Source organism: Polaromonas sp. P3_A5 (assembly GCF_056403055.1).
The window spans coordinates 195,881-210,987 of the sequence record NZ_JBFUGF010000003.1 but is presented as its reverse complement, the minus strand read 5'-3'; the positions used below and the strand labels follow the sequence as shown (position 1 = coordinate 210,987).

The following is a 15,107-nucleotide window of genomic DNA, read 5'->3' as shown; positions in this document are numbered from 1 at the left end:
AAAGAAAAAAACCATGGTCACCAAAAAACCCAAGGGCCTGGGCCGCGGGCTCGAAGCACTGCTCGGCCCCAAGGTCAGCGAGACCGCCACCGACGCGGAAAACGCCAGCAGCACGGCCAACAGCCCCGGCTTGCCGGCGTCGCTGCGCCTGTCCGATATGGTCCCGGGCCAGTACCAGCCGCGCACCCGCATGGATGAAGGCGCGCTCTATGAGCTGGCCGAGTCCATCAAGGTGCAGGGCATCATGCAGCCCATCCTGGTTCGCCGGCTGACCAGCGGCGCCAACGACGGCAAGTACGAAATCATCGCCGGCGAGCGGCGCTTTCGCGCGGCCAGGCTGGCCGGGCTGGACGAGGTGCCGGTGCTGGTGCGCGACGTGCCCGACGAGTCGGCCGCCGCGATGTCGCTGATCGAAAACATCCAGCGCGAAGACCTGAACCCGCTCGAAGAGGCCCACGGCCTGCAGCGCCTGGTCAAGGAATTCGGCCTCACGCACGAGCTCGCCGCGCAGGCCGTCGGCCGCTCGCGCAGTGCTGCTTCCAACCTGCTGCGGCTTTTGAATTTGGCTGATCCGGTGCAAACGATGCTGATGGCGGGCGACCTGGACATGGGTCACGCGCGCGCCTTGCTGGGCCTGGACCGTGCGGCACAGATCACCGCGGCCAACCAGATATCGGCCAAAAAAATGTCGGTGCGCGAGGCCGAAAGCCTGGTCAAAAAACTCAGCGCTGAGTTTTCACTGAAGCCGCAAAAAGCCACCAAGGAAAAGTCCCGCGACACCCGCCGCGTGGAGGAAGAACTCGCCGACCTGCTGATGGCCAATGTGGAAGTGCGCATCAAAAAACAGGTCAAGCGCAACGGCCGGCGCGAAGACATGGGCGAGGTGGCGATCCAGTTCTCATCGATGGACGAACTCAACGGCCTGATCGAACGCTTGCGCGGCAATAAATAGACTGTTTGGGTTATTTTTCGCCGATGAATCGGGTGGCGATAGTCAAAATGTGAACTAATTCACGACTTTTGTGACTCTTACAAGGCTTTCTCCAGAAAGCGGGTGACGGCTGGCGCCTACATGCTTATTGTTACTACATGTAATTATTTGTGTGTTTGCGTATGAATTACCTGGCGAATCGTTCTTTCCGTAGCGCTCACCTGGCCCGGTTCGGCGTCACCACCGTCTCCGACATGACAGACTGGATCAAGCCAGACTGGCGAGAAGGGTTTGCCGGCCTTGGCGCCTGCGCCACCCTTGCGGTGGTGATGGCCTTGGCGCCTCAGGCCGCAAAGGCGCAGCAAACCATTGAGCGCGTCAAGCTCACGGACAACGACCTCAGCTGCCAGCAGATGTACGCCGAGGCGCAGCAGATGGACACCACCATGGCCCTGGCGGTTGTCAGCGCAGCGCCCGCGGCCACTGCCACGCCCGTTGCCGTCGTGCCCGTTGCCGTCGTGCCCGGTGGCGCGCTCACGCTGGCGCAAATGCATGCGCCGACCGCCGCGCTGGCCACGCAGCAGGGGCTTTCGACCCAGTACCAGCAACAAATCGCCAACAACATGGCGGCGGCCCAGCAAAACGGGCGCAATTCCGCTGCGCCATCGCCCGCGCAGCCCAGCGGCCTGGCCGGTGCGCTGGGCGCAGGGATGTTGGGCTCCTTGCTGGCGCGCACCGGTGCCGCAGCTGCCGCCACCGCCACCGTACCGGCGCCAGTTCAGGCGGCTGGTGCTGGTCTGGGGGCCCAGGCCAGGGCGCGCAAGGATCACCTGACTGGCTTGTTCCTGTCCAGGGGCTGCAAGCTCTCGGAAATGCAGAAGTAGCCCCCAATTTTTTACCCCCGTTTCCCCCAACCTCCATCAACCTTACCTACTGCAGGACCGGTCATGAAACAACACTCCCTTGCCGCCGCGCTGGCGCTTTCCCTGGTGGCTGCCACCGCATCTGCGCAAACCATCGAGCGCGTAAAGATGACGGACAACGACCTCACGTGCCAGCAGATCTATGGCGAGATCGGACAGATGGACAGCGTGGTCACGCGCGCCGCCCAGTACACCGCGGCACCGGCCACTGCGGATCCCACAGATGCAGGTAGTCAGGTTGCCGGAGCGGTGGTGCAAACTGCGCTGGCCACCGCAGCGGCCAATACGGCGGCGCAAAACGCCGGCGGCTTTGGCGGATTCGGCGGCGGCCTGGGCGGCATGTTTGGCGGCATCGTGCAGCAGCTGGCAGGCAATACGGCCCAACAGGCCGCCAACAGTGGCGTCGCCCAGCAGCAGGCCGCAACCGCGCAGCAACAGGCCGTCGCCCTGCAGGGCCAGCAGGCGCAGGGCCGCAAGGAACATCTCACTGGCGTGTTCCTGGCCAAGGGCTGCAAGATGAGTGATATCCAGAAATAATTGAGCCCCCACGGTCGCTCACTTCGTGTAGCTTCCGAGGCCTTGCAGGCCGCGGCTCGCGAGACGCTTCGCCTCTGTCGCCCGTCCAAGCCTGCGCAGGCAGGCTTGGAGCCGCGGGCTCCAGCCCCTCGGGGGCCGCCCGCCCTCCGGCCCGGCAAAGCCGAAAACTGACACACCCCTATCGGGCTCACTGCGTGTAGCCCTTTTCCCCTTGCAGGGGACTGTGCCTGCGGCCCGGCAAAGCCGGTTCCGCGGCTCATGCTGGCTCGAAGATTCAGGGCGTATTCAGTGGGGGTATTCACCAGTGGGGGCCGAGGGACCGGCTTCGCCGGCCCAAGGCGCCGCCCCCTCGAGGGGGGAACGGGCTACACGAAGTGAGCCCGGACGGGGGTGGTTATAGATCGCACAGCAAACGCGCGGTAGAGCTCGCTTCACAGCGAGAAAATCTTGCCCGGGTTCATGATGTTCTTCGGGTCGAGCGCGCGCTTGATGGTGCGCATCATGTTGACTGCGCCGTCACCGGCTTCGGTTACCAGAAAGTCCATCTTGTGCAGGCCCACGCCGTGCTCGCCGGTGCAGGTGCCTTCGAGCGCCAGCGCGCGGGTGACCAGCTTGTGGTTCAGCGCTTCGGCCACTTCGCGCTCCTTGGGAATCGTCGGGTCGATCAAATAGCCGAAGTGGAAGTTGCCGTCGCCGACATGGCCGACGAGGAAGTAGGGAATGCCGCTGGCATCGACTTCGGCCACCGACTCCAGCAGGCAATCGGCCAGGCGCGAAATCGGCACGCAGGTGTCGGTGGAAATCGCGCGGCAGCCGGGACGCGACTGGATGGCCGCGAAGTAGGCGTTGTGCCGTGCCGTCCACAGGCGCGTGCGCTCTTCCGGTGTGCTGGCCCATTCAAACGCGTTGCCGCCGTGGCCGCTGGCGAGCTCCTGCACCAGCTCGGCCTGCTCTTTCACGCTGGCGGGTGAGCCGTGAAACTCCATCAGCAGCATGGGCTCTTCGCGCAGCGTGAGCTTGGAGTGCGCATTCACCATGCGCACCGTGTTGTGGTCGATCAGCTCCACGCGCGCAATCGGAACACCCAGCTGGATGATTTCGATGGTGGTGCGCACGGCGGCTTCGATACTCGGAAAGGAGCACACTGCAGCGGAGATGGCTTCAGGCAGGGGGTACAGCCTGACGGTGACTTCGGTGATCACGCCCAGCGTGCCTTCGCTACCCACCATCAGGCGCGTGAGGTCGTAGCCCGCCGATGATTTCTTGGCGCGAGTGCCGGTGCGGATGACGCTGCCGTCTGCGGTGACGACCTCCAGTGCCAGCGCGTTCTCGCGCATGGTGCCGTAGCGCACCGCATTCGTGCCGCTGGCGCGCGTGGCGCTCATGCCGCCCAGGGTCGCATCGGCGCCCGGGTCGATGGGGAAGAAGAGGCCGGTGCTTTTGACCTCTTCATTGAGCTGCTTGCGCGTCACGCCCGCCTGCACGGTAACGGTCAGGTCTTCGGCATTGATGGACAGCACCTTGTTCATGCGGCTCACGTCGATGCTGATGCCGCCCTGCACGGCCAGCAGGTGGCCTTCCAGCGATGTGCCCACGCCGAAAGGAATCACCGGTACGTTGTGCCGGGCGGCCAGCTTCACCGCATCTGCCACGTCTTGCGTGCTTTCGGCAAACACCACGGCCGAAGGCGGCGGCGCGGCGAAGGAGGACTCATCGCGGCCATGCTGCTCGCGCACCACCAGGGCGGTGGAGCAGCGCTCGGCAAAGCGGGCTTTCAGCGCATCGATCAGCGCGGCAGGGGTTTCGCGCTGGCAGATTTCGGGAAGCAGGTGCGTGGGCAGGGGGGCGTTCATGGTGTCTCCGGGTCGGTGGCACAGTTTACGACGTGTCCGTCGTTCCTGCCAGCCATTGACCCGGTGAAAACCCCCTTGGTGACGGCGCGGCGCCGGTCAGGAACTTGCTGCCTTGATCAGCTCGCCCAGCGAGATAAAGGTGTCGTGGTTGGTGTCGATTTGCTCGAAGCGCTGTGCCACGGCGGGAAAGTGCTCGGCTTCCTGGCGGTCCAGCTTGCCGTCCTTGTTGGCGTCCGCACGGTTGAAAGCCGCTTCAATGTCTTTGCTGGTCACACGGTTTTGCGGCACGGCGCCGGCTGCGCCGCCCGTACCCGGGGATGAAGGCGCCACCTGCGCAGGAGGGCTGTTGGGGCTGGCGGGCGAGGGCGTTGCAGTTTGCGCCCGTGCGGCGCCGGCTGCACCCACGGCCAGTGCGGCCACCAGGAGCACGCTGCGCAACTCGAAGCCGGGAATAGAATGTTTTGTATGCTGTGTTGCTGTCGTGTGCATGGTCATGCGAAGAGTCTTTCAAGGAGTGAACAAGCAACCATTGCAACCCAGCCTGTCCGTTGCGGCCAGCAGTTTTGCAGGGTGTTTCCTCACTCACATGATGGCGTACGACGACACATTTTCTTGCCCGGCGTAACGCTTGGAGCTTCATGCACTTTCACCGCGCTTCACCGCGTCTCAGACCATGGCCAACAGACTCTCACAGATCGCAACGCGCACCGGCGATAACGGCACCACCGGCTTGGGCGACAACACGCGTGTGTCCAAGGACAGCCTGCGTGTGCATGCCATGGGCGATGTCGATGAACTGAATTCGCACATTGGCGTGTTGTTGTGCGAAGAGCTGCCGCCGGGCGTGCGCGAATTGCTGGTGGAGGTGCAGCACCAGCTCTTCAACCTGGGCGGCGAACTCTCCATTCCCGGCTTTGAACTGCTTAAGCCCGAAGCCGTGGCGCTGCTGGACGACGCGCTGGCCGAACACAATGCGAAGCTGCCGCGCCTGGCGGAATTTATCTTGCCGGCGGGCTCGCGTGCCGCGTCGCTTGCGCATGTGTGCCGCACGGTGGCGCGCCGTGCCGAACGATCGGTGGTCGCGCTGGGTGCGGCCGAACCGGTCAAGGAGTCGCCGCGCCACTACCTTAACCGCCTGAGCGATCTGCTCTTCGTTCTGTCGCGCGTACTCAACCGCATGAACGGCGGTGACGACGTGTACTGGAAGAGCGAACGCATGGCACAGGCCGCCGGTACGAAATAACAACAACGGCCTGCGCGGTGTTCTCCGCGTGAACTGCAGCCATGCCTGCCAGCCGTTGTCTGTAAACAGGTCCCGTTCGGGTGCGGTTGGAGCTGGCGGTTCTGCTATCAATAAGATAGCGTATTGCGCGCGATCATCAAGCGTTGCAGCACTAAAACATCTTGATCTCAAGTTGCCGTCGGGTTCTGGCCAAAAAAATGGCGCTTCTAGACCCGCGTCAGCATGTGCGCCGGCAGCCAGCCGGAGAAGGCGGGCAGCAGCGCATTGATGCGCCGCGCTGCCTCCTCCTGATAGAACTGGCGGGCGACCAGCTGGAAGATCTCTCCCCGCAGCTGCCAAAGGTGCTGTGCGGTGTGCGCCTCGTCGATGCGCCAGTGCATGCGTTCGCACATGGGCCCTTCGCATCGTTGCAGCGTATCGTGGAGCTGATGGCGCAGCTGGTCCAGGTCCAGCGTCGATGGCTCCAGGGCACTTTCATGCGGCCGGCTGTGCAGCGACTTCATCCATGCCATGGCGGTCTTCTCATGTGGAGGGCCTCGATACAGCTGGGCGTCAGCGCACAAAGCGGCCCTCGAGGCTCACGATGGAGAGGTCCGCGAAGTCCAGGCCCGTGTGGTCGTCGGGGCTGAAGCTCACTTCCAGCCCGCCCAGGTCGAAGCGTTTCATGCCTTCCAGGGCCGCCTGCAGCGTCTCCCGCGTCGGGTTCTTGCCCGCGCGCCGCAGGCCCTCCACCAGCACCTTGGCAGCGGCATAGCCTTCCAGCATCGCCGGCGACAGCGCTATCCCCTTGGCTTTGGCCAGGTCGTTGGCTTCCTGCACCATCGTGTAGGCGTAGGAGCGCTCCGCCGGGTAGACCTGCGTGACGATGACGCCGCGTGAATACTCCCCCAGCGCCTTGATAAAGCCCGTCGATGCATTGTTGGACAAGGTGACCACGCGCACGGACGACTTGGTGGCGCGCAGGGCCCGCACCCCTTCCGCCACGGCGTTGCTCGAGCCGATCCAGAGCACGGCTTGTGCATCGCTTGCCAGAATGGGTGGAACAAGCTGGTTGTAGTCGGGCTTGCTGCGGTCCGCTTTCAGGATATTGGTGGGCTTCAGCTTCGCCTGCGTAAAGCCCTTGTTGGCCCCTTCCAGCCCGTCACGGCCAAAGGAGTCGTCCGCATGCACCACAGCGATACGCTGGATGCCCAGCGTGTGCAGGTGCTCGATGGCCTTCTCGGCCTCGCGCTGGTAGGTTGCGCGCACGTTGAAGACATAGCGGTTGACCGGCTGGTGCAGGATCATCGCGCCCGTGGAGGGGCCGACCAGCGGCATGTGGTTGGCTAGCAGTACGGGCAACACGGCTTCGGTGGGGGGCGTGCCGCGCGTCAGGAACAAGGCGACGGCGCCGCGCTCGGCCAGCTTTTGCGCGTTCTCGCCGGCGAGCTTGGGGTCGAACTTGTCGTCCAGTGACACCAGCTCCAGCTGCCGGCCCGCGATCCCGCCCCGCGCGTTCACCGCGTCCAGCCACAGTCGTGCGCCGTCGGTGTTTTCCTTGACGCCCGCGGCCACGGGACCCGTGAAACCGGCTGTCTGGCCGATCAAAATCTGTGCGTGTCCCGCGCCGCACAGGACGGCTGCCAGCAGCGCTGTGGCCCATCGACTTACAGTTTTTGTGTCCATTTGTTACCTTTTGTCTTCTTGTCGGCGAACGATACAAATGCGCATCTATAAGATCAAATACGATTCAAACCATCTCTTGAGACGAAAAAAATATGGAGCTGACCCCTGTCGTTATGAGCAGATTTGGCCTCTGGCGCGGCTTTCGGAGGGAAGGCCTCATCACAGCCCCTGAAAACACCGATAACCGTGGCCGTGAATGTGCGCCTGGCCAGGCAAAGTGCAGGGTGGATATCTGGCGCGGGAGAATTGTTGCTATTTGTAAATATGCAGCTTGTGCGTAGCCATCAAGGGTGGGTGCGCCATTACACCTATCACCCTTCGAATCGCCTCACCCCGGCCGCAGCATCGCCATCGTGATGCGCGAGACACAGGTCAGTTCGCCCGCGTCATTGGTGAGCTCGATTTGCCAAACCTGCGTACTGCGCCCTATGTGCACGGGCCGCGTGGTGCCGGTGACCCAGCCGCTGGTGACGCCCTTGAGGTGGTTGGCATTGATGTCCAGCCCGACAGCGCGGTGCCCTTCGGGTGCCGCATAGGCCGCGCCGCAAGAGCCCAGGGTCTCCGCCAGCACCACCGATACGCCGCCATGCAGCAAGCCATAGGGTTGCACCGTGCGGCGGTCCACCGGCACGCGGGCACGGATGAAGTCGTCACCCACCTCCAGGAATTCGATGCCCAGATGGGTGACCGCACTGTCGGCATTGTGGTGCGTGAGCAGTTCGACGGAGATGGGCTGTTTCCAGATGCGCATGAGGGTTCTCACAGGGCTGATACCCCCTCACTATAAGGTTGCGGCCTACAGCGCTTGGGCACCTTGTCGCGTAGGCTGCAGCGGCGGCCGGGCTTAAGCTGGCCGTATGAGACACACGGAATACATGAACCTGGATTACCGGGACCGGGGCTGCCCGGCTCCATCGGGCCGATGACACGTTCGCACAAATGGCTGGCAGGGCTGCTGGGTGTCGCACTGGCCCTCGGCTTGCTGTGGTTCGCCGCACTCCGGCTGTTGCCGAGTGACGAGGAACTCGCGCAGCGTGCTGCCACCGAGCTTGAGGCGCAATTGGGCGTCAAGGTCCGTGTCGGTGCATTGCACTGGCGTTTGCTGCCTTCGCCGGCGGTGGTGATTGAAGAGGCCAGCACGGAACAGCCCCAGCCGATCCTGATTAAAAAACTCACCGTCTATCCGGACCTCTTCGCCCTGTGGCAACGCCGCGTGAAAATTGACCGCGCCGATCTGGAAGGTGCCGTGGTGCCCCAGCTGTCGCTGCGCGGATTGGGGAAACAGCGTGAAAAAAAAGACGAGATGGCCGGCGATGAACTGCCGCTGGCGCGCTTTGTGTTTCACGACGTGACCTGGATCTCGCGCCGCGGCATCTCTGTGGTGTATGACGGCGAGGTTGATTTTGACCCCGGCTGGCGTCCGCGCAAGGCCGCGCTGAGGCGTCCCAATGTCGAGCCCACCACCCAGCTGAGCCTGACACGCCAGGGCCAGGAAGACCGCTGGGATACACGCATTCGGGTGGGCGGCGGCACGGCCGATGGGGAAGTCCGGCTCGAGTTTCGCGCCAACGGGCGCATGCATCTCGAAGGCACCCTGCAGCCCCGCGATATCGAAGTTGAAAGTGCATTGGCTGCTTTCAATCGCCGGTCTGTCGTTGCAGGCCGGGCCTCCGGCGAAACCACACTGTCGGCCAACGGCGACACGGTGGCCGAGCTGGCGCAGTCGTTGCACACCAAAACCCCCTTTACGGTGGGCAAGTCCATGCTGCTGCGCTTTGACCTGGAAAAAGCCGTGCGCACGGCCGGCAAGGAACACGCCGGCCAGACACCGCTGGACACCATCACGGGTCAGCTCGACACGCAGAACACGCCCGAGGGTATGGTGGTGACCTACACCGGCGTGAGGGCCAGCTCCGGTGCGCTCACCGCCTCGGGTGACGCCAAAATTGCCAACCGGCAGATCGCGGGCGAGTTTGCCGTTGACCTGGTGGACGGCATAGTGGGCATCCCGCTGACGGTCAGCGGCCCGCTCGACAACGTCAAATTCTCCGTGTCGGGCGGCGCCATTGCGGGCGCCGTGGTGGGCACTGCGGTACTGCCGGGTGTTGGCACGGCCATTGGGGCCCGCATCGGCTCCACACTGGGCAAGATTTTCAGCCCGGGCCCGGCGCAGCCTGCCAGCGCGGCGCGCAGCGGCAAGGCACCCGCCGCACCGCCCAAATCGCGCTGAGGGTCCGATCCATCAACTGCGCCCGGCGGGTCCGGTTGCCGTCAATACCCACATCCGATGCTGAGCTTCTGGCCCTCTGAATTTGCCGCAGGTGGTTAAAATCCCGCTGAAGCAGCGCAAGCCAACACCATCATTTTTTGCGGATACCCACGTTTCAACGACCCGCATCAACCGACCATAAGGCCATCGATATGCCACAGCAGCAGTCTGCCGCTTCCACCACCGCATCGACTCCCCTGGAGCGCGCGCTCGGGCAAAACGAAGCCGTCAAGGACACCGTGGAGCAATCGGCCGCCGAGCTGCTGGTGATCAATACGGTGCTCAAGCAGGAACTCCCGCCGCATGTGCAAGCCGGCGAAGTGGCTCAGGCCCTGCAGAAAACCGACGCCCTCGAAACCCGCATCCAGGAATCCGCTGAAGACCTCGCGCAGGTCAATGAAACCCTGGAACAGGAAATCGGCGAGCGTGCCGACCTGGAACGCGAACTCGCCAGAACCAAGGCGGCCCTTGCCAGGGCTACCGGCCAACCCCAGGCCAAGTAATCCCGGCTAAACCGGCTAAACCGGCTTTGCCGGCGATAAGCCGGGCCATGCCCCGGCAATTTCACAGCTGCCTGCGCTTTGTCATCAATTGGTAAGGGTTTACCCCTAGAATCATTTAATCCTAAATGATTTGCTTTGCCCTTCTGGCGCGCTGCTGTGCGCCGGTTGGCGAGCGGTTTTTACCCTGCAAGGTCACTCGGCCTTGTCTTTTGGCCTTCACGGCTACCCCACCTTTTGGAGATTTGCGATGCTTCGCCGCCGCTTCCTTTCGTTTGCCCCTCAAATGGCTGCCCTTGCCGCCGCCCCTGCCTTCATCCGCAACGCCTACGCCCAGGAAGGCCTGACGGCCAAGGCCATCACCATCGGCAGCACGGGCGCGACCAGCGGCCCGCTGGCCGGTGTGGGCGCCGAGTTGAAGCAGGGCGTCGATGCCGCCATGGGCGAGATCAACGCCAAGGGCGGCGTGAATGGCCGCATGCTGCAGTTCCAGATGATGGACGACGCCTATGTGCCGCAGCGCAGCGCCGACAACGTCAAGAAGATGATCGGTGACGGCAGCATTTTTGCGCTGATGTCCTGCGTCGGCACGCCCAACAACGCCGCCATCATGCCGGTGATTGAAGAGTCCAACCTGCCTTACGTCGGGCCGCGCTCGGGCGCCTCGTCGCTGCGCAAGCCCGGAATGCGCAACGTGTTCCACGTGCGCGCCAGCTTCACCGACGAAACCCAGCGTCTGGTGCAGCGGCTCGTGAGCATGGGCATGAAGGACCTTACCGTCGTTTATCTGGACAACGACTACGGCAAGGAAGTGCTGGCCGACGTCAATCGCGCACTCCAGGCGCAGGGCGCGAAGGCCGCTGCGCAGGTGGCGCTCGCCGTCGACGGCAAGAACCTCAACGACGTCGTCAGCCAGGTCGTCGCGGGCAAGCCCGGCGCCGTGCTGCTGGGGACCGCCGGCTCGGCTTCGGTCGGCGTGATTGCCGCGCTGAAGAAAGTTTCGCCCATGCTGCCCATCGCGGGCCTGAGTGTCACGCTGTCAGGCGAAGGCATCAAGGCGCTGGGCGCGGCCGGTTCCGGCCTGGCGCTGACCATGGTGTTCCCCGACCCGTATCGCGCCAGGCTCGAGGTGGTGCGTGAGTACCAGGCCGCCATGCGCGCCATCGGCCAGCAGGAGTTCTCGCTCGGCAGCCTGGAGAGTTACATCAACACCCACGTGATGGCCGCGGGTCTGGAGCGCGCCGGCCGCGACCTGACGCGCGCCAAGCTGCGCACCGCACTGGCCGGCCTGCAGAAGTTCGACCTCGGCGGTTTCAGTGTCGACTATGCCGCGCCGCCGTTCGCGGGTTCGAAATTTGTCGAACTGGGTGTTCTCGGCGCAGGTGGACGTTTCCTGGGCTGATGGACCATTGATCCTGGCTGGCAGCGCCTGTTGCCGCCAGCCAGAAAAAAGCCCCGGTTGTTGGGTCAACCGGGGCTCTTGGCATTAAAAAGAAGCTGAAGCCCAATCAGCACTTGCGCTAGCAGCTATCAAATAGATAGCGATTCGTTGATCAGGGTTTGCGGCTCAGCAAGGCGTACAACAGGATGGCGCCGAAGGTCGCGGTGCCGATGCCACCCAGTGCGAACTGGCCGAACTTCAGCGTGAAGTCACCGGTGCCGAGCACCAGCGTGATGGCGGCAACAATCAAATTGCGGTTGTCCGAAAAGTCCACCTTGTTGTCGACCCAGATCTTGGCGCCGGCCACGGCGATGAGGCCGAACACCACGATGCTCACGCCGCCCATCACCGGCAGCGGAATCGCTTGGATCAGCGCGCCGAACTTGGGGCTGAAGCCCAGCACCACGGCGATCAGCGCCGCCACCACGAAGACGGCGGTGGAATAGATCTTGGTCGCCGCCATCACGCCGATGTTCTCGGCGTAAGTCGTCACGCCGGTGCCGCCCGCGCTGCCCGAGACGATGGTCGCCACGCCGTCGCCGATGAAGGCGCGGCCCATGTAGACATCGAGGTTCTTGCCCGTCATGGCCGTCACCGCCTTGATGTGGCCGAGGTTTTCCGCCACCAGGATGATGGCGACGGGCGCAATCAGCAGCATGGCATTGGCGCTGAACACCGGTGCTGTGAAGCCCGGCAGGCCGACCCAGGCGGCATTGGCAATGCCCGACAGGTCCATCGGCTTGCCCAGACCCAGTCCGTTGGTCAGCACTGCATAAATCACGCTCGCCACGATCAGGCCGACCAGGATCAGCAGCCGCTGCACCATGCCGCGTGTCATCACGGCCACCAGGGCGACGCTCACAAACGTCACCACCTGCATCCATGAATCGAAATTGCCGGCCGCCATATTCTTGATGGGAATGCTGGCCAGGTTCAGGCCGATCACCGCCACCACGGCGCCGGTGACCACGGGCGGCATGAAACGTTCTATCCAGCCGGTGCCGATGGACTGCACGATGAAGCCGATCAGCGTATACACCACGCCGCAGGCAATGATGCCGCCCAGGGCCACGCCCAGGTTGGCATTCGGCCCCTTGCCGGCGTAGGCCGTGGCGGCAATCACCACACCGATGAAGGCAAAACTCGAACCCAGGTAGCTGGGCACCTTTCCGCCGGTGATGACGAAGAAAATCAGCGTGCCGATGCCGCTCATCAGGATGGCGATGTTGGGGTCAAAGCCCATGAGGATGGGTGCGAGCACCGTGGCGCCGAACATCGCGATCACGTGCTGCACGCCCATCACCGCGGTCTGCGGCCACGGCAGGCGCTCGTCGGGCCCGATGACGCCGCCCTGCTGCAATACCGCGCTGCTTTTTTCTGTCCAGTCCAGCATTCCCATCATGTCTCCTTGTTATAAAAGTGAGGCAATGCTAGGGGGAATGCGCGCGCCGCACAAGAGCGGTGCCGTATGGAGATAAACAGGTTCTCAGGCCAGGAAGGCGGCCACCTCGCGCAGCACCTCATCATCCTTGAGGATTTTGCGATGGCCCAGGCCTTCGGTGGCCACCAGGCGTGCGCCGGCGATCGCCTCGCTATAGGCCACGCCGTCGGCAAAGCGGTTGATGCTGTCCTGCCGGTCATGCACCACCAGCGTGGGCAGGGCGATGCGCGGGCCGACCATCGCCGGCTCGAACTGCGGCATCAAAATGCCTTCGCGCGCCTCGATGCGCCGCTGCATGGCCGCGCGCGTGGATTCGCGCAGGCCGAATACGTGGGCGAACAGCCGCGTGTATTCGAGCGGCGAGGCAGGCGGCGCCAGCAACACCAGCCGGCCGGCCGCCAGCCCGCGGCTGGCGGCATAAGCGCCGGCGTTCGCCGACAGCGAATGCGCCACCACCGCGCGCAGCGTATGGCCCTGTTGCTGCAGCCGTGCGGTCACGTACTCGAGCACGCGCGCAAACTGCGGCAGGTTGGTGACCGAGCCGCTGCTGCGGCCATGCGCCGGCATCTCAACAATCACGGGCCGCAAGCCTTGCGCGCTCAAGACCTCCGCCAGCGCCAGCATCTGCCCGGCGTGTCCGCCCCAGCCGTGCACCAACAGCACCACCGGGCCGGCAGGCGCGACGGGGCGGCTGTACATCGTCACGCTGGCGTCTTCAAAAGGCCATTGCTCAATGTGCCAGTCGGGGCTCCACTTTCTGCGGCGACTCACCCACTTGGGCGGCAGCGGTGTGCCGAACAGGCGGTAAGCCGCCCGCACAGCCAGCGCCGGCCAGAGCTGCTGCGAAGCGCCCAGCCCCCAGCGGAAAATGCGTGTCAGGGGGCTGGCGTTATAAAAGGCCGCGGTGGCCTGGAGCGATGTGCGTGTCATGGTCTGCTGTCTCCGCGGTTTTCAGTACCAGACCCAGTCTTCATTGCTGCGCGGCAGTGTGCGCAGCGAAGCCTGCACCGCCATCACGGCGCGAACGCCAAAATAAATGCCAAAGCCAATGATCAGGATCAACATGATTTCCTCATTTCTCCGCACAGTCGTGCGAAATTAAAACTTGCCAACACATCGAAAATGGCATGGCTGCCCTTTCCGCCCAGTTTGTCTCTTACTTTTTGGTGACTGTCTCGGTCTGGTAGCTCTTGATCAGGCGCTCCCAGGCTGCCTGGGCCCGTTCAGCCGCGCGTGCATCGCGTAGAAAACGGGCATCGTGAAACATCCCCATGGCAATGCTGCTGATTTCCATGACCAGCTGTTCCGCATCGGTGTCGGCCTTCAGTTGACCGGCCTCCATGGCCTGCAGCACGGTGCGCCGCAACGTGGCGCGCCAGCGGGTGACCTCGCTGAACAGCAGGTCGCGCAGCTCGCCTTCGCGGTCGTCCAGCTCAAAGGCGCCCGCCGTGTAAATACAGCCTGACTTGGCTTCCACATCGCGCGTGCGCACAATCCAGCGCTGCACGATGGCTTCCAGCCGCGGCAGGCCCTTGGGCTGCTGCATGGCGGGCACGAACACGTCGGCAATGAAGCGCCGGCCGAACTCTTCGATCACGGCCTTCTGCAAAGCCTCGCGCGAGCCGATGCGTGAAAACACGCCGCTCTTGGAAATACTGATGCGGTCGGCCACAGCCTGCAAGGTGATGGCTTCCAGACCTTCCGCCGCAGCCAGGTCAATGCCTGCGCCGATGATGGCGGCGCGGGTCATTTCGCTTTTCTGGGTTTTGGCGTCCATGCGGCGAATATTAGCACGATTGTGCGAAAGTGCAATCCCCTCACCGCGTCACGGGTTTCGGATCTTCCGCGCAGGGCTAGCAGGCGGCGACGCAATCGATCTCGATGTCAAAGTGCCCTGGCCATGCCGGCACGCAGATGAAAATCCGGGCCGGTGGATCCTGGGGAAAGTAGCGGGCGTAAATAGCATTGACCGTTGCAAATTTCTCGACCGATGTGCAATAGATGTTGCACTTCAGCACCTGGTCCAGCGACGAACCCGCTGTTTCCAGGCAGAGCTTCATCTGCTCCAGCACCAGCTCGGTCTGGCGTTCGAGGCTTGCATTGATGACCTCACCCGTGGCGGGATCAAACGGCGGAAGGCCAGAGACATAGACCGTATCGCCATGGCGCGTCATGACCGAAGTGGGCGCCTTCCACCGCTCGAGCCAGGTTGAAAGGGGCTCGACGCGAATAATCTCTTTGGCCATGCGTTGCTCCTGGGCAGGGTGTGCGGGGTGATGCGGGTACATCCACATTTGTACGCGG

16 protein-coding genes are annotated in these 15,107 nt (G+C 63.7%); 7 read left to right on the top strand and 9 right to left on the bottom strand.

Going from position 1 to position 15,107, the window contains the following annotated elements:
- Positions 1-13: 13 nt before the first annotated feature.
- From AC1DU8_RS20440 to AC1DU8_RS20430, 3 genes are all read left to right on the top strand, one after another.
- Positions 14-952 (top strand): ParB/RepB/Spo0J family partition protein, encoded by a 939-nt coding sequence (locus AC1DU8_RS20440; RefSeq protein ID WP_457281842.1) that lies wholly within the window; start codon positions 14-16, stop codon positions 950-952.
- A 233-nt stretch (positions 953-1,185) separates the two neighbouring features.
- Entirely contained in the window at positions 1,186-1,815 is a 630-nt protein-coding gene (locus tag AC1DU8_RS20435) for a hypothetical protein (protein WP_457281841.1), read from the top strand.
- 63 nt (positions 1,816-1,878) lie between these two features.
- Positions 1,879-2,391 carry a hypothetical protein gene (locus tag AC1DU8_RS20430; protein WP_457281840.1) on the top strand — a complete coding sequence of 171 codons (513 nt, stop codon included), beginning with the start codon at positions 1,879-1,881 and terminating at the stop codon, positions 2,389-2,391.
- A gap of 431 nt (positions 2,392-2,822) precedes the next feature.
- Here the strand turns inward: AC1DU8_RS20430 and AC1DU8_RS20425 are convergent, their stop codons facing one another.
- Both AC1DU8_RS20425 and AC1DU8_RS20420 read right to left on the bottom strand, forming a co-directional pair.
- Positions 2,823-4,244, bottom strand: a complete 1,422-nt coding sequence (locus tag AC1DU8_RS20425; protein WP_457281839.1) for an FAD-binding oxidoreductase — start codon at positions 4,242-4,244, stop codon at positions 2,823-2,825.
- A 96-nt stretch (positions 4,245-4,340) separates the two neighbouring features.
- A complete protein-coding gene (locus tag AC1DU8_RS20420) occupies positions 4,341-4,739 on the bottom strand; it encodes an EF-hand domain-containing protein (RefSeq protein ID WP_457281838.1) in 399 nt (132 codons plus the stop codon).
- Between the two features lie 178 nt (positions 4,740-4,917).
- On the opposite strand from AC1DU8_RS20420, the gene AC1DU8_RS20415 reads away from it, so the two are divergent.
- Positions 4,918-5,487: a cob(I)yrinic acid a,c-diamide adenosyltransferase gene (locus AC1DU8_RS20415; RefSeq protein WP_457281837.1), complete on the top strand. Its 570-nt coding sequence runs from the start codon at positions 4,918-4,920 to the stop codon at positions 5,485-5,487.
- A 206-nt stretch (positions 5,488-5,693) separates the two neighbouring features.
- Here AC1DU8_RS20415 and AC1DU8_RS20410 read toward each other — a convergent pair whose 3' ends face one another.
- From AC1DU8_RS20410 to AC1DU8_RS20400, 3 genes are all read right to left on the bottom strand, one after another.
- Entirely contained in the window at positions 5,694-5,999 is a 306-nt protein-coding gene (locus AC1DU8_RS20410; protein ID WP_457281836.1) for a hypothetical protein, read from the bottom strand.
- A gap of 40 nt (positions 6,000-6,039) precedes the next feature.
- Complete coding sequence (locus AC1DU8_RS20405; RefSeq protein WP_457281835.1) at positions 6,040-7,152, bottom strand: ABC transporter substrate-binding protein; 1,113 nt, start codon at positions 7,150-7,152, stop codon at positions 6,040-6,042.
- Between the two features lie 328 nt (positions 7,153-7,480).
- Positions 7,481-7,903 (bottom strand): hotdog fold thioesterase, encoded by a 423-nt coding sequence (locus AC1DU8_RS20400; protein WP_477667014.1) that lies wholly within the window; start codon positions 7,901-7,903, stop codon positions 7,481-7,483.
- Between the two features lie 171 nt (positions 7,904-8,074).
- Between AC1DU8_RS20400 and AC1DU8_RS20395 the strand changes: the two genes are divergently transcribed.
- From AC1DU8_RS20395 to AC1DU8_RS20385, 3 genes are all read left to right on the top strand, one after another.
- A complete protein-coding gene (locus AC1DU8_RS20395) occupies positions 8,075-9,382 on the top strand; it encodes a hypothetical protein (protein WP_477667013.1) in 1,308 nt (435 codons plus the stop codon).
- Positions 9,383-9,573: 191 nt separating this feature from the next.
- Entirely contained in the window at positions 9,574-9,924 is a 351-nt protein-coding gene (locus AC1DU8_RS20390; RefSeq protein WP_457281832.1) for a hypothetical protein, read from the top strand.
- Positions 9,925-10,171: 247 nt separating this feature from the next.
- On the top strand, positions 10,172-11,323 hold the full coding sequence (locus tag AC1DU8_RS20385) for an ABC transporter substrate-binding protein (protein ID WP_457281831.1): 1,152 nt from the start codon (positions 10,172-10,174) through the stop codon (positions 11,321-11,323).
- A gap of 151 nt (positions 11,324-11,474) precedes the next feature.
- Here the strand turns inward: AC1DU8_RS20385 and AC1DU8_RS20380 are convergent, their stop codons facing one another.
- From AC1DU8_RS20380 to AC1DU8_RS20365, 4 genes are all read right to left on the bottom strand, one after another.
- Entirely contained in the window at positions 11,475-12,761 is a 1,287-nt protein-coding gene (locus AC1DU8_RS20380) for a solute carrier family 23 protein (RefSeq protein WP_457281830.1), read from the bottom strand.
- Between the two features lie 87 nt (positions 12,762-12,848).
- The gene (locus AC1DU8_RS20375; RefSeq protein WP_477667012.1) at positions 12,849-13,733 is read right to left on the bottom strand and encodes an alpha/beta hydrolase; all 885 of its coding nucleotides are present in this window, start codon (positions 13,731-13,733) and stop codon (positions 12,849-12,851) included.
- A 226-nt stretch (positions 13,734-13,959) separates the two neighbouring features.
- Entirely contained in the window at positions 13,960-14,580 is a 621-nt protein-coding gene (locus tag AC1DU8_RS20370; RefSeq protein ID WP_457281828.1) for a TetR/AcrR family transcriptional regulator, read from the bottom strand.
- A 76-nt stretch (positions 14,581-14,656) separates the two neighbouring features.
- Positions 14,657-15,049: a RidA family protein gene (locus AC1DU8_RS20365; RefSeq protein WP_477667011.1), complete on the bottom strand. Its 393-nt coding sequence runs from the start codon at positions 15,047-15,049 to the stop codon at positions 14,657-14,659.
- Positions 15,050-15,107: the final 58 nt, after the last annotated feature.